Source organism: Paenibacillus baekrokdamisoli (assembly GCF_003945345.1).
Lineage (GTDB): Bacteria > Bacillota > Bacilli > Paenibacillales > Paenibacillaceae > Paenibacillus_Z > Paenibacillus_Z baekrokdamisoli.
The window spans coordinates 5,322,501-5,337,636 of sequence record NZ_AP019308.1 but is presented as its reverse complement, the minus strand read 5'-3'; the positions used below and the strand labels follow the sequence as shown (position 1 = coordinate 5,337,636).

14 protein-coding genes (1 of these 14 running past the window's edge) are annotated in these 15,136 nt (G+C 43.2%); 8 read left to right on the top strand and 6 right to left on the bottom strand.

The features are described 5' to 3' along the window. Positions 1-29: 29 nt before the first annotated feature. The 5 genes from mnmE to rpmH all read right to left on the bottom strand — a co-directional run bounded on the left by mnmE (position 30) and on the right by rpmH (position 3,624). Entirely contained in the window at positions 30-1,409 is a 1,380-nt protein-coding gene (gene mnmE, locus EKN16_RS23475) for a tRNA uridine-5-carboxymethylaminomethyl(34) synthesis GTPase MnmE (RefSeq protein WP_125666585.1), read from the bottom strand. Between the two features lie 89 nt (positions 1,410-1,498). Then, complete coding sequence (gene jag / locus EKN16_RS23470) at positions 1,499-2,152, bottom strand: RNA-binding cell elongation regulator Jag/EloR (protein ID WP_125662887.1); 654 nt, start codon at positions 2,150-2,152, stop codon at positions 1,499-1,501. Beyond that, complete coding sequence (locus EKN16_RS23465; RefSeq protein WP_408636316.1) at positions 2,149-2,946, bottom strand: YidC/Oxa1 family membrane protein insertase; 798 nt, start codon at positions 2,944-2,946, stop codon at positions 2,149-2,151. Before EKN16_RS23465 ends, jag begins: the two co-directional genes overlap by 4 nt. Positions 2,947-3,061: 115 nt before the next feature. After that, the gene (gene rnpA, locus EKN16_RS23460; RefSeq protein WP_125662885.1) at positions 3,062-3,409 is read right to left on the bottom strand and encodes a ribonuclease P protein component; all 348 of its coding nucleotides are present in this window, start codon (positions 3,407-3,409) and stop codon (positions 3,062-3,064) included. Between the two features lie 80 nt (positions 3,410-3,489). Beyond that, positions 3,490-3,624, bottom strand: a complete 135-nt coding sequence (gene rpmH, locus EKN16_RS23455) for a 50S ribosomal protein L34 (RefSeq protein WP_090574515.1) — start codon at positions 3,622-3,624, stop codon at positions 3,490-3,492. Between the two features lie 623 nt (positions 3,625-4,247). Between rpmH and dnaA the strand changes: the two genes are divergently transcribed. The 6 genes from dnaA to gyrB all read left to right on the top strand — a co-directional run bounded on the left by dnaA (position 4,248) and on the right by gyrB (position 10,599). Next, positions 4,248-5,600 carry a chromosomal replication initiator protein DnaA gene (dnaA, locus tag EKN16_RS23450; RefSeq protein ID WP_125662883.1) on the top strand — a complete coding sequence of 451 codons (1,353 nt, stop codon included), beginning with the start codon at positions 4,248-4,250 and terminating at the stop codon, positions 5,598-5,600. Between the two features lie 195 nt (positions 5,601-5,795). Continuing rightward, positions 5,796-6,938 (top strand): DNA polymerase III subunit beta, encoded by a 1,143-nt coding sequence (gene dnaN, locus EKN16_RS23445; protein ID WP_125662881.1) that lies wholly within the window; start codon positions 5,796-5,798, stop codon positions 6,936-6,938. A gap of 17 nt (positions 6,939-6,955) precedes the next feature. Further along, positions 6,956-7,177 carry a S4 domain-containing protein YaaA gene (gene yaaA / locus EKN16_RS23440; RefSeq protein ID WP_125662879.1) on the top strand — a complete coding sequence of 74 codons (222 nt, stop codon included), beginning with the start codon at positions 6,956-6,958 and terminating at the stop codon, positions 7,175-7,177. Between the two features lie 46 nt (positions 7,178-7,223). Then, on the top strand, positions 7,224-8,333 hold the full coding sequence (gene recF / locus EKN16_RS23435; protein WP_125662877.1) for a DNA replication/repair protein RecF: 1,110 nt from the start codon (positions 7,224-7,226) through the stop codon (positions 8,331-8,333). A gap of 34 nt (positions 8,334-8,367) precedes the next feature. Next, on the top strand, positions 8,368-8,616 hold the full coding sequence (gene remB / locus EKN16_RS23430; RefSeq protein ID WP_125662875.1) for an extracellular matrix regulator RemB: 249 nt from the start codon (positions 8,368-8,370) through the stop codon (positions 8,614-8,616). Between the two features lie 69 nt (positions 8,617-8,685). Next, positions 8,686-10,599 carry a DNA topoisomerase (ATP-hydrolyzing) subunit B gene (gene gyrB, locus EKN16_RS23425; protein ID WP_125662873.1) on the top strand — a complete coding sequence of 638 codons (1,914 nt, stop codon included), beginning with the start codon at positions 8,686-8,688 and terminating at the stop codon, positions 10,597-10,599. A gap of 81 nt (positions 10,600-10,680) precedes the next feature. Here gyrB and EKN16_RS23420 read toward each other — a convergent pair whose 3' ends face one another. After that, positions 10,681-11,427, bottom strand: coding sequence for a YheC/YheD family protein (locus EKN16_RS23420; protein WP_125662871.1), 747 nt, complete (start codon positions 11,425-11,427; stop codon positions 10,681-10,683). A gap of 367 nt (positions 11,428-11,794) precedes the next feature. Between EKN16_RS23420 and gyrA the strand changes: the two genes are divergently transcribed. Both gyrA and EKN16_RS23410 read left to right on the top strand, forming a co-directional pair. Then, positions 11,795-14,293: a DNA gyrase subunit A gene (gene gyrA / locus EKN16_RS23415; protein ID WP_125662869.1), complete on the top strand. Its 2,499-nt coding sequence runs from the start codon at positions 11,795-11,797 to the stop codon at positions 14,291-14,293. A 40-nt stretch (positions 14,294-14,333) separates the two neighbouring features. After that, positions 14,334-15,136: the 5' portion of an HD-GYP domain-containing protein gene (locus EKN16_RS23410; RefSeq protein WP_125662867.1), read on the top strand. Its footprint extends 289 nt past the window's final position; the window shows 803 of its 1,092 coding nt (coding positions 1-803); its start codon is at positions 14,334-14,336; the stop codon falls past the right edge of the window.

The following is a 15,136-nucleotide window of genomic DNA, read 5'->3' as shown; positions in this document are numbered from 1 at the left end:
CTCCTTACTTACCTTCTTGAAAATGACCTTTATTTACCCAAGCAAAACTGAGAGAAAATTTGATCGAGGAGCGACTCCGATACCGAATCACCTATCAATTCTCCAAGCAGCTCCCAGGCTGTTCTGACATCAATTTGCACAATATCAATGGGTATTCCAATATCAACAGCTTCAACAGCATCTGTAAGAGATTGTAAAGCATGACCTAGTAACGTAATATGTCGAACATTACTGACATAGGTCAGATCCACCGATTCCAGTTCCCCATTGAAGAACATTCGACTTATGACGCCCTCTAATACATCTAAACCCTTTTCTTCAAGAACAGATAAACGAACGATGGATTGCGCATCAAAGATGCTCTCCAGCTCAGCAACTTCAAGATTTACAGGCAAATCTGTTTTATTCAATAAAATCACAACTTGTCGGTTACGCAGCTGCTCCATGAGAAGACGATCATCCTCATGCAGCGGCTCATTCACATTCAACATGAATAGAATCAAATCTGCTCCTTCAAGTGCAGATCTAGAACGTTCCACGCCAATACGCTCCACAACATCTGATGTTTCCCGAATTCCAGCTGTATCAAGCAGCCTAAGCGGTATTCCGCCAACCGTTACATACTCTTCAATGACATCTCTAGTCGTACCAGGTATATCTGTAACAATGGCTTTATTCTCCTGCACAAGTGCATTAAGCAGCGAGGACTTACCGACATTGGGACGCCCGACAATAGCGGTTACGATCCCTTCTCTTAATATTTTGCCTTCACGAGCTGATTTTAATAAACGATTAATTTCGCTCGAAGCCTCAAGGCAGTGTTCCTTAATAAAAGCACTTGTCAGATCCGCTACATCATGCTCTGGATAATCAATATTGACTTCAATATGAGCTAATGTCTCGATTAAGGTGTGCCGCAGTGACTTCACCTTTTTAGAGAGTGCTCCCTCTGATTGTTTCATTGCGATAGAGAATGCTCGATCCGATTTGGATCGAATTAAATCAATAACGGCCTCAGCCTGAGTTAAATCAATACGTCCATTAAGAAAAGCTCTCTTCGTAAATTCACCAGGCTCCGCAATCCGAATTCCTCCTGCACGCAGTAACAGCTCCAGCACACGCTTAACAGCGACAACACCGCCGTGCGTACTGATCTCCACTACATCTTCAGCAGTAAAAGAACGCGGTCCCCTCATTAACGTTAATATGATCTCTTCGACGATATCACCAGTTACGGGATCCACAATGTGACCATAGTGAACCGTATGCGATATCGCATCCGTTATATTCGATTTGGAACGAAACAACTTTGCCGATTCTCTAACTGCATCCGGACCACTTACCCGAATAACGGCAATGCCGCCCTCACCGACAGCAGTCGAGATGGCGGCAATTGTATCCTGATTCATCATGTCTTTATAAGCCTCCAAGGCGCACTTTAAAAAAATGAGCAATGACCGTAAAGAGCCATTGCTAGGGATTAGGACAATATGCAGTCTTACTTAAGCGAAATAATAACACGTCGATTGGGCTCATCGCCCTTGCTTAACGTTTTTACTTTGGCGTGGTTTTGCAGCTGCGAATGAATGATTTTCCGCTCCTGGGGAGACATAGGCTCAAGAACAACTTCCTTCTTGGTGCGAATGACATGCCCCGCTAATCGATCGGATAAATCCTCTAGCGTCTTACGACGACGCTCACGAAAATCCTCAGCATCAAGGACGATTCGTAGATGACTGTCAGAATAACGGTTGGCCACAATATTGACCAAGTATTGCAAAGCGTCCAACGTTTGACCCCGACGTCCTATAAGCATGCCAAGATCGCCGCTTCCAGACAATGCGAGTACTACACCATCTCTCGAATCTTGTCGAGTGACGGTAATGTCAAGCCCCATCGTACGTGCCACTTCAGTAACAAAGCGCTCCGTTTCCGTAATTGGATCAGTTGTTACTTGTGTCTCCACAATCGGAAGCTCAGGTAGAAGCTCCAGCTCCACCTTTGCTTTCTTCGCGCCAATGAAACCGAACAGCCCTCTTGAAGGCTGTCCGATCACCGTTACATTCACACGATCTGCGGATACTTGCAATTCTGTTAAACCATTCCGTACAGCATCTTCGATCGTTTTTCCCGATGCTAAGATTTTCGTCATTTTGCAGGTACACTCTCCTTGCCCTTAGAGTTGCGTACGTACAAGAAATAGTTCTGAATGATGGTGTAGATATTACTGAATATCCAATAAAGCGGTAGTGCTGCTGGGAAATTTAATGCCATGACGAAGATTAAAACAGGGAAAATTAACATAATGCTCTGCATGGCAGGCATTGCTTTTTGTTGCGACTGCATCATCTTCGATTGAATAAAGGTTGTGATTGCAGCAAGAATTGGCAGCACATAAGTGTGGTCCTTCTCGCCAAGCTGGAGCCACAGGAACGTATGCTCACGTATGTTTTGATTCATATAGATCGAGTTATACAAAGCGATAAAAATTGGCATTTGAACAATTAGAGGTAAACAGCCTGCCAGCGGATTAACTTGATGCTGTTGGAACAGCTTCATTGTTTCTTCCTGCTGCTTTTGCGGGTTGTCTTTATGCTTTTCCTTCAATTTAGCAAGTTCCGGCTGCAGAGCCTGCATCGCCTTCGAGCTGCGATATTGCTTTATTGTAAGAGGAAGTATCAACGTTCTTACGATAACTACCATTAATAGAATCGCTATACCATACTCTCCGCCAAACCATTTCGCAAAAGTTTCAAGTGCTAATGAGAAATAATACACTACATTTCGCTGCCAGAAGTTTCCGTGCGACAGTTGATCCATTGAAACTGGGTGAGTAGCTGATGAGCAGCCGCTTAAAAATAGCATCACCGCAACCAAAGCAAGTGCAGTAAACCATGTACGTTTCGAAATACGGGACAACATGTAAAACTCCTCTCTGCGCACCATCAAGGCGTCATGTCCAAATGGACTACCCGCCAGCAAATTCATTTCACGTAAACTATATCACATTTTATGGCACAAAGAAACAAGCCTCCGGCGCCTGAAAAAGCGATTTCAAGCGTTACCGAGACTGCTTCAAAAGCCCCGCGCGTTTAAAGACATGAAGCAAGCTTTTCTCCAATTCCTTCATCTTCATGCCGACAGCCGGTTTACGTACAATTACGATAAAATCCAGCTGACCTGCCATTCGCTCCGTATGCTGTCGAACAATCTCCTTCACCATACGACGCATTCGGTTACGCACAACAGCATTACCGATTTTTTTACTAGCCGATACGCCAAGCCGAAACGGATCTGCTTGATGCTGACGCGACCAGTAGACGACAAATTGATTATTTGCGAACGATTTGCCATTCCTATAGATACGGCTGAAATCCTCGCGCTTACGTAATCGCAGCTTTCTTTGCATGGCTGTATCTTCACCCATACCCTTATAATCTAATGATTCCCATAAAAATGAAAAAAAGACCACCTGAAGTGGTCTTAAGCTTACGCACTCAATACTTTTCTTCCACGCTGACGGCGGGCGCTCAGCACTTTACGTCCATTTGCGGAAGCCATACGTTTGCGGAAACCATGAACTTTCTTACGTTTGCTCACGTTCGGTCTAAATGTCGGTCTCATTTTATTGCACCTCCTATAACCTAACTAATGCATCTTGCGAAAACCTATTTCACGTCGTTTTCACGATCGTCGATGATCAGTTTCCTCAAAAAGCGTAAACAGCATCGCAGTTCGCTAACTCAACTGCGAACGGTAATCGCGAAAAAACGCCTTTTTTAATTAAACCATGTCACCCTCTGAAAGTCAACCTGAATGAATGCGTACTTGGTGTTGTGGATAACATTCAAATGATGGGGTAAAAATAATATTTTAATAACATGTGGATACTTTTTTCTATGTTTCCCGCATTATGTCGAACTGATAACAAGATATAAACAATATCTAGTGTTGTCCATAACTTTTATACACAACCTATAGAATTTGTGGATAAATTCCGCAGAATCGTTGAATATCAAGGGTTCTTTTGCTATGATAGACTTGTTTTCGGTGTGGATGACATCGAGTGACAAACAACATTATCAACAGGCTGTGGATAATAATGTGAACAACATTTATCCCCATCTGATAATAATTTATACACGAAGTTAGTAATGTGGATGGAATCTACAGCAAACCGTATATTTCGACACCATTTATGCACAGCAGTGCCGTTTTTCGTTGAATTGGATAAGGAGTGACAATCTGTGGATAGCCATACGCACGAAATGTGGCAGCAGGTGCTGTCGATCATTCAAACGAAGCTTAGTAAACCAAGTTTTGATACCTGGTTTAAAGCAACTAAAGCTTCTTTTAGTGGTGAATCAATGGTTATTGTGACAGCACCTACGACTTTTGCGGCCGAGTGGCTAGAGAGTCGTTATACAAAGCTTGTGCGGACGACGCTGCAAGAATTTATGGGCCGTCAGTATGACATCAAATTTGTAATTGAAGAAAATAAACCGCCTGAACCTGCCGTAATTCAGCCACAAATCCTCCCTACAGTTCACGTCGGGCCGGAAGAAACCTTCTCGCATATGTTGAATCCCAAATATATGTTCGATAATTTCGTTATTGGAGCTAACAATCGATTTGCCCATGCTGCATCTCTCGCTGTTGCGGAAGCTCCTGCCAAGGCTTATAATCCATTATTTTTATATGGCGGTGTAGGACTTGGCAAAACGCATTTAATGCATGCGATCGGCCATTACATTCTTGAACATAATCCGAGTACTCGCGTGCTTTATTTATCCTCGGAGAAGTTTACCAATGAATTTATTAATGCCATTCGTGATAATCGAGGCGAGAGCTTTCGTAATAAATATAGAAACATCGACGTACTGCTCATCGATGATATACAGTTTCTAGCTGGCAAGGAGCAGACACAGGAAGAGTTCTTCCATACCTTCAATGCGCTCCACGAAGAACGCAAACAAATCGTTATTTCCAGTGACCGGCAGCCCAAAGAAATCCCTACCCTAGAGGAAAGACTTCGCTCACGGTTTGAATGGGGACTCATTACCGATATTCAACCGCCCGACTTAGAAACACGTATCGCGATCTTAAGAAAAAAGGCGAAAGCTGAGAATCTAGAGATCCCGAACGAAGCTATGGCGTATATCGCAAGTCATATTGATACGAATATTAGAGAGCTCGAGGGTGCGTTGATCCGTGTTGTCGCTTACTCCTCGCTCATTAACGAAGATATTTCGTCCCATCTTGCTGCTGAAGCACTTAAAGATATTATTCCATCAAGTCGACCAAAAATGATTACGATGCAGGATATCCAGCAGAAGGTTGGGGAGCTGTACGGTCTTAAGCTTGATGAATTTAAAGCACGTAAGCGTACGAAGGCCGTTGCCTTTCCAAGACAGGTAGCAATGTACTTGTCTCGAGAGCTGACGGACCACTCCCTGCCCAAAATTGGTGAAGCATTTGGCGGCCGTGATCACACGACAGTCATACATGCCCATGAGAAAATAACGCAGCAGTTAAAAGTGGATAATGACTTATACAAAATTGTTCAAACTTTGACTGAAAAAATTAAAAATCACACGTGAACAACCTTTAAGCCTATGCACACTCTATACACATGTGGATAGGCTTACTTTGTCAGGGAATTATCCACTTATCCACATATTCAGTGTCCCTACTACTACGACTATCTTTAAATAACTAAAAAACATCATCAATATAAGGTGAAACGAAGCGAATTCCGCACCCGTTTTCGCAGCATTCAATCTAGGAGTGAAATCATGAAGTTAACCATCAGAAAAGATCAATTAAACGATGCGATCCAACAAGTATCCAAAGCATCCTCATCAAGACCAGCGATACCGATTCTTGGCGGAATCAAATTTGATGTCACACATCAAGGCGTCACGTTAACAGCAAGTGATACCGATATATCTATTCAAAGCTTCATTCCTGTTGAGAATGGAGAATTTGTCATTGCTAAAGTTGAGAGACCAGGAAGTGTTGTCCTTCCAGCCAAATTTTTTGTTGAGATCGTAAAGAAGCTGCCATCCGATGAGATTGAGATTGAAGTCAAGGATCATCATCAAACCTCGATTCGTTCAGGTTCGACAGATATCCAAATGGTTGGACTTGATCCGGAGGAATTTCCTGTATTGCCGACAATTGAAGAGAGTGAGTCAATCACGGTTCCTGGCGATCTCATTAAATCGATGATCAGACAAACCGTATTTGCTGCGTCCACAAGCGAACAGACGCCAATTCTAACGGGTGCACTTTGGAATTTAAGTGAAGGACAGCTTAAATTTGTTGCTACAGACCGTCATCGCTTGGCAAGTCGTACCGCAACTGTTCAAGCAGAAAACGATTATAAATTCTCGAACATTGTCATTTCAGGCAAGACACTGAATGAATTGTCGAAGCTGGTAGCAGATGATAACAGTGAGGTCGAAATCGTAGTAACCGCTAACCAGGTGCTTTTCAAAATGGGGAATATGTTATTCTACTCCCGTATCTTAGACGGTACTTACCCAGACACTTCTAAGATTATTCCGCAGAACTTCAAAACAGAACTAGTTCTGCATACAAAAAAATTAATGGATGCAATTGATCGTGCTTATCTGATGTCACGTGAAGAGAAAACGAATATTGTGCGATTAATTACGCAAGAAGATGGGACTATCGAAATTTCATCTAGCTCAACGGAGCTCGGACGTGTTACGGAACAGCTTGAAGTTAAAGAGTTCAAAGGGGAATCTCTTCGTATCGCCTTTAACTCCAAATATATGCTTGATGCGCTCAAGGTTATTGACAGTGAATATTTGTTTATCGGCTTTACAGGAGCAATGAGCCCCATTATTATTAAGCCGACTGATCACCCACATAGTTTGCACCTTATACTGCCGTACCGAACAACGGGTTAAACAGGAGGAAATAAACAATGAACGATAACGAAGTCGAAATTTCGACGGAATATATAGCGCTGGGGCAATTTTTGAAACTAGCTGGCTGCATCGATACAGGTGGAGCTGCTAAGTTTTTTCTTCAGGAGAAAAAGGTTGTTATTAACGGAGAACCGGATGACCGCCGTGGACGCAAGCTTTATCCGGGAGATCTTGTAGAAGTAGAAGGATTTCATGTCTTTACGGTCGTGAAGCGGTAATGCGCCAAAGGGCTTAATCGCGAGCAACAACCCGGGAGGCAGCGGCGTGTATTTAAATTCCATTCAACTGAGCAATTATCGGAACTATGAAAAGCTTGAAATTAAAACCGACAATCAAGTGAATTTATTTGTTGGTCCAAATGCACAGGGAAAAACAAATTTGCTTGAAGCTATTTTTGTCCTCGCACTGACTAAATCTCACCGAACAAGTAAGGATAAAGAACTCCTTGGCTGGAATACTTCAGAAGCGAGGATAAGAGGCGAAGTTGAGAAGAAATATGGCCCCTTAACACTTGATTTGACCTTGTCCACACAAGGGAAGAGAGCCAGAATCAACGGACTAGAGCAGCGTAAATTAAGTGACTTTGTAGGTGCGCTAAACGTAGTTATGTTTGCACCGGAGGATTTAGAAATCGTTAAAGGCACACCGGGCATACGCAGGCGGTTTCTTGATATGGAAATCGGCCAAGTACAGCCCGGTTATTTATATTCATTAGGCCAATATGCCAAGGTGCTGATGCAGCGTAATAATTACTTGAAAACAGCCTCACCAGGGAGCGCTCAGCAGACCATGATGGAGGTCTGGAATATGCAGCTTGCCGAGCATGGTGTTAAAATTGTGAAAAAAAGGCAAAACTTTATTCATAAGCTGCAAAAGTGGGCTCAACATATTCATTCGGGCATTACAGCTGGTGCAGAAGAGCTGACCATTGTCTACCGGCCATCGTTTGAAACGGACGCCATAGAAGAAGAATCTGTTTTATTTGAGCAATTTATGATAAAGTTAACACAGGTAAAGGATCAGGAGATGCGCCGAGGAATGACATTAGTCGGCCCTCATCGTGATGATATGGCCTTTTATATAAACGGCAAAGAAGCGTCCATATATGGTTCTCAAGGACAACAAAGAACGACTGCGTTATCACTTAAGCTGGCAGAGATTGAACTCATCCACGAAGAAATTGGTGAGTATCCGCTGCTGCTGCTTGATGACGTTTTGTCAGAGCTCGATCAGAACCGGCAGACGCAGCTAATTGAAACCTTTCAAAGTAAAGTACAAACGTTTATTACGACGACCGGGCTTGAAAGCGTCAATGTGAGTAAGCTGCATGATTCCCGAATTTATTATGTGCGGGATGGTCAAGTAGCACGTTAATGCTGATAGCGAAGAAGTGAAGGGTGGAGCTGCTATGTATATTCATTTGGGCGGAGAAAAAATTATTCGTGCATCGGAGCTTGTGGCGATTTTTGATATTTCCATCGAGCAATCCTCCAAGCTGTCCAAGCAGTTCGTCGCACAGGCTCGGAAGCGGAAAGACGTTGAAATCATAGGAGAAGAAGAAGCGAAATCGATTGTTGTGACGCAGCACAGAATCTATTATTCGCCGATATCGTCCTCCACGCTTAAGAAACGTTCCCATCAATTTGCGACGAATTAAGCGTTATAACTAAGACGATTAAGCTTATTGATGTGTCAAGAGCAGTTGAGAGGAGCAGTGAATTCCAGCATGTCATTAAATCAGCAGCACGGGTATGATGAGGATCAAATACAAGTACTAGAAGGCTTAGAAGCCGTACGTAAACGTCCGGGTATGTATATCGGGTCCACTAGCACCAAAGGCCTTCACCATCTTGTATGGGAAGTCGTTGATAATAGTATCGATGAAGCGCTCGCTGGCTATTGCGATCGTATTTTAGTAACTATACATGAAGATAACAGCATTACTGTCGTTGATAATGGCCGGGGGATTCCGGTCGGTGAGAATGCCAAGATGAAGCGTTCCACCCTTGAAGTTGTTATGACGGTTCTTCATGCTGGAGGTAAGTTTGGCGGAGAAGGCTACAAAGTATCAGGCGGACTTCACGGGGTAGGTATATCGGTTGTTAATGCTTTATCCGAGCAGGTTGTCGTTACTGTAAAGCGTGAAGGAAAAGTTTACCAACAAGAGTACCGCAGAGGTGCTCCTCAGTATGATGTGAAAGTTGTTGGCGATACAGAAGAATCGGGAACAACCGTTCACTTCAAACCAGATTCTGAGATTTTCACAGAAACGCTCGTTTATGAATACGAAGTACTTCAATCACGTATTCGTGAGCTTGCCTTTTTGAACAAAGGGATCGAAATTGTACTCCTCGATGAACGAACAGAGATGACGAATACGTACAAATTCGATGGCGGTATTATCGAGTTTGTTAAGTATTTGAATCGTAGTCGCGAGGCTCTTCACGAGTTTCCAATTTACGTTGAAGGCATGAAAGACAACATTCAAGTTGAAGTTGCGCTCCAGTATAACGACAGCTACACAGAGAACATTTATTCTTTCGCGAACAACATTAACACGCATGAAGGCGGAACGCATGAATCTGGTTTCAAGAGTGCGCTGACACGAATAATTAACGAATATTCTCGTAAAATGAATGCGATCAAAGATAGCGACTCCAATTTATCTGGTGATGATGTTCGTGAGGGTTTGACAGCGATCATCTCGGTCAAAATTCCAGAGCCGCAATTTGAAGGGCAGACGAAAACAAAACTAGGAAACAGTGAAGTCCGCGGTATCGTGGAATCATTCTTCGCTGAGAAATTTACGGAGTTTCTTAACGAGAACCCAGCTGTCTCTAAGAAAATCGTAGAGAAGGGTCTTCAAGCCGCGCGTGCGCGTGAAGCAGCGCGTAAAGCTCGTGAGCTCACCCGCCGTAAGAGTGCCCTTGAGGTTAGTTCATTACCAGGTAAGCTTGCTGACTGTTCATCCAAAGATGCTTCAATCAGTGAAATCTATATCGTAGAAGGTGACTCCGCTGGTGGGTCGGCCAAGCAAGGCCGTGATCGTCATTTCCAAGCGATTCTACCACTACGGGGAAAAATATTAAACGTGGAGCGAGCTCGTTTGGATCGTATTTTATCCAATACAGAGATTCGCGCTATTATTACGGCACTCGGTACAAGTATTGCTGATGATTTTGACATTGCAAAGGCTCGTTACCATAAGGTCATTATCATGACGGATGCCGATGTTGATGGTGCGCATATTCGTACGCTGCTGTTAACTTTCTTCTTCCGCTACATGCGCAAAATTATTGAAGCCGGCTATATTTATATTGCACAGCCGCCACTCTTTAAAATTGAACGAAATAAGGTCATCCGCTACGCTCAAAGTGAAAAAGAGCGGGATGATATTATCGCTGAGTTTGGAGAAGGCGTAAAAGTTAATATCCAACGTTATAAAGGTCTAGGTGAAATGAATGCTACCCAATTATGGGAAACGACAATGGATCCAGAAAGTCGAAGCATGCTGCAGGTAACGATAGATGACGCTATTGAAGCCGATAATATGTTTGAGACGCTGATGGGTGATAACGTTGAGCCACGGCGTGAATTCATTCAACAGTTCGCTAAGTTCGTTAAGAACCTAGATGTATAGAAGAGAATAATGTTTCGTTTAAAACGAAAGCCGTCCGGTTGTCCGGATGGCTTTTTTGTATTTCTTTAGAAGGTAAATCGGCTAGAAACGACCATACATTTTGCAATAGCGATAGATTTTATGAAAGACACGTTTATCCTCCAGTTTACGAAATATAAAAGGATCCGGCAGTGTATTTACTTCAAGAATCCAAGGTTTCAGTCCGGTATCTACAGCAACATCAATGCCTATTTCCTTAAGTCTAGGATATTCGGTTTGTAATTGTTTAGCTATAGCAACGCCTTGCTTCTGTAATTGAATGCTGAAATCAGCAGTTTCACGCAAGGTGAGATGACGTCCCATAAGCTTATTCATCGACATAGGCGTGCCGCCGCCATGATAATTCGTGATGATTTTATTCGGGTGACTAAGACGGCCGATGATACCGGTAGACTCCCATTCATTGTTATTGTTTATCTGTACCATAACTCTTAAATCAAAGCGACGTCCCAAATACGTCAAAAGATGAATGCCACGCTGAATTAAATAAAAACGAGAAGCAACTTTACGCTGTAATGGGATTAACATATTCTCAAAAGAAGAGAAAACCCGTTTCTTTTTTCCTAGTTGAAAGCTATAGTGATCATTTACTTGCTTCTCGACACGGATAACGCCTTTTCCAAACGTACCACGATCAGGCTTTATATAGACCATTTCATATTCATTTAGCATTTCTTTTAAAGATAGAGGGCTCCACATGCTAGTAAGGGGTATTTGATCACGGAGCTCTTCGGATTTTAATAGAACATTGGTTTTTGCCCACTTGCTTTTAATACGCTGAATAGCCAATAGGGCTCCGCCTTTCGGAATCAATAGTTGTAGATCTGAGGAATACGAAGCATGCAGGAGACAGAGGTGGAAAACGGTGTTATAATAAGGATAATGCCTACTTTTTGCGTTATTCAATATTTAGGTCTACTGTAGGTTCTCGCTGATGTGTTCTTTTTAGTTTATGGCGACATAACTATCGTGGATAGGGCGGATACCTACCGCTTCCAGATTGATGTGAAAAATTGCCGAAGTGCAAGAATATCATTTGGAACGTTTAATAAAGGCATTATTGTGCAAACACTATAATAAACAGATTTCCAGCATTTGTTATACTGGTGTATGATTTCGAAGCAAGTTTTCTTCGAAAACTTTTAGGAGGTCAACAATGGCGGAAGAACAACGTTCGCAAGTACGAGATCGCGACATCGGCGTCGAGATGCGAGAATCGTTTATGGATTATGCGATGAGCATTATCGTAAGCCGTGCGCTCCCCGACGTAAGAGACGGATTAAAACCGGTGCACCGCCGCATTTTGTATGCGATGTCGGAACTAGGTATGTCTTCGGACAAACCATATAAGAAATCTGCCAGAATTGTTGGCGAAGTCATTGGTAAATATCATCCGCATGGTGACTCTGCTGTGTATGAGACAATGGTACGTATGGCACAGGATTTCTCGCTCCGTTATATGCTTATTGATGGTCATGGCAACTTTGGTTCCATTGATGGAGACTTTGCAGCAGCGATGCGTTATACAGAAGCACGACTATCCAAGATTGCGATGGAGATGCTTCGTGATATAAATAAAGAAACGGTTGACTTCATTCCAAACTATGATGGAGAAGAGCAGGAGCCAGTTGTTTTACCAGCGCGGTTTCCCAACCTGCTAGTTAATGGATTGACGGGTATTGCAGTTGGTATGGCAACGAACATCCCTCCTCATAACTTAGGTGAAGTTATTGATGGGGTCCAAGCTCTAATTCGCAACCCAGACATTACACCAATTGAATTGATGGACTATATAAAAGGGCCCGATTTCCCAACGGCTGGTTTCGTAATGGGACGCGAAGGAATTCGTCAAGCCTATACAACGGGCCGCGGTTCGGTTACTATGCGTGCTCGTGCGACTATTGAAGAGAATGGCGGTAAGGCACGTATTATCGTGCATGAATTGCCATACCAAGTAAATAAGGCTCGCCTTGTTGAGAAAATCGCAGAGCTAGTTAGGGAAAAGAAAATCGAAGGCATAACGGATCTTCGTGATGAGTCTGATCGCAACGGTATGCGTGTCGTGATCGAGCTGCGTCGCGATGTTACGCCAAGTGTTGTTCTTAACAATCTTTATAAACAAACTCAAATGCAGATGAACTTTAGTTACAACATGCTCGCTCTTGTTAATCGCGAACCACGTGTTCTCAACTTAAGAGATATTCTGTATTACTACTTACAGCATCAAATCGAAGTTATTCGTCGCCGTACGCAATTTGAGCTTAAAAAAGCGGAAGCACGCGCGCATATTCTTGAAGGGCTGCGTATTGCGCTTGACCATCTAGATGAGGTTATTAAGCTTATCCGTTCGTCGCAGACAGCAGATGAAGCACGTGAAGGCCTTATTACGAGATTTAATCTCAGCTTTGATCAAGCTCAGGCCATTCTTGATATGCGTCTGCAAAGACTCACTGGACTCGAGCGCGATAAAATTGAAGCCGAGTATGCCGAGCTGCAGAAAAAAATTGCGGAGTTCAAAGCTATTTTGGCTGATGAACAGCTTGTTCTACAAATCATCAGCGAAGAGCTGAATGAAGTGAAAGAGAAATTCGGTGATGACCGTCGTACTGAATTGATGGCAAGTGATGAGGAGATTTTGGATGAAGATCTCATTCCACGCGAAGATGTTGTCGTTTCAGTCACTCATTCTGGATACGTGAAGCGTCTCCCAGTTACAACTTACCGCAGCCAGAAGCGCGGAGGTAGAGGTATCATTGGGATGGATACGAAGGACAACGACTTTGTCGAACATCTATTTGTATCTAATACGCATCATTTCCTCTTGTTCTTCACAAACAAAGGAAAAGTGTACCGATTAAAGGCTTATGAGATTCCTGATCTGAGCCGGACTGCAAGAGGGACACCGATCATTAACTTGCTGCAGATCGAACAAGGTGAAACGATTAATGCGGTTATCCCAGTGGAATCCTTCGAGCCAGATCGTTTCTTGTTCTTTGCAACTAAGCAGGGTGTTGTTAAGAAGACGCCACTTGATGATTACTCGAACATTCGTAAAATCGGTCTAATCGCAATTAACCTCCGTGAAGAGGATGAGTTAATTGGTGTTAAGCTGACGGATGGTAACCAGGAGATCATTATGGGTACGAGTCAGGGGATGTCTATCCGATTCCCAGAACAAGATGTACGACCAATGGGGCGTTCCGCAACAGGAGTTAAAGGCATTAACAGCGATGATGATGATTTTGTCATCGATATGGATATTGTAGTACCTGAGAATGAAGTGCTTATTGTTACATCCAAAGGTTATGGTAAACGTACGCCAATCGGTGACTATCGGATACAGAGTCGTGGCGGTAAAGGAATTAAGACCTTGAATGTTACGGATAAGAATGGACCGATTGTTGGTCTTAAAGTTGTCCAAAACGATGAGGATCTTATGATTATGACCTCTTCTGGTACGATGATTCGTATGAGCATGGATGGTATTTCTACAATGGGCCGTAATACACAGGGCGTTAAACTCATTCATATTCGTGAGGATGACTCTGTTGCGACTGTAACACGAGTAGCGCGAAGTGATGAACAGGAAAACCTGGATGAGCTGGCAGAAGACGTCGAGGCGGAAGGAACACCTTCAGAAACGGATGAAACTTAAAGAAGTGTAAAGCAACCGCAGATGGATGGAGGAGAGAGCTATGGCAACGGTAGCGGTTTCGCAAGTTAAGCTTGGCGATAAAATTGCACAAGACGTTCTGACCCCACTTGGCAGTGTGCTTTTTCATAAAGGAAAAGTGGTCACTTCTCGTGAGCTAGAAATCCTTCAAGCCTTTCTTGTCCCTACCGTCGTTGTAGGTCTACCTGGGGACAAGAAAGAGGAAGAAGAAGCAGTCGGTGACAAAACGCAGGAACTTTCTAAAGAAACGACCGTGAAATCTCCTCTTTTAGAACAATATGACCGTACGGTTGTACTTCTTAAGAGTGTATCTAATCAAGTGATGAGTGGTATGGGGATCTCTATTCTTGAAATAAGGAATCAGCTTGAGGCTCTTCTGGTTCATATTCAAGAGTATAAGATTCTAACCTTCTCGCCGGTAACAATTAAGAATGAAGATTACCTGTATCACAAAAGCGTTATGTCTGCGATGAGCTGCTACATGTTAGCGCAGTGGAATGACTTTCCAAAGAAAGATTGGATGCAGGCCGCTCTTGCTGGTCTGCTTCACGATATCGGTAATGCAAAGATAGATAGGAACATTTTGAATAAACCAACTAAATTGAATGCTGAAGAATCAGAAGAGATGAAGCGGCATACCGTTCTCGGCTATCAAGTATTGCTGAAAGTAACCGCTATTAATGAGGGTGTTAAGTTAGCGGCGCTGCAGCATCATGAACGAGTCGACGGAAGTGGTTATCCATTAGGCGTCGAGTCTTCCAAGATACACCCCTATGCAAAGATTGTGGCGATTTCGGATATATTCAATGCCATGACAATGAAAAG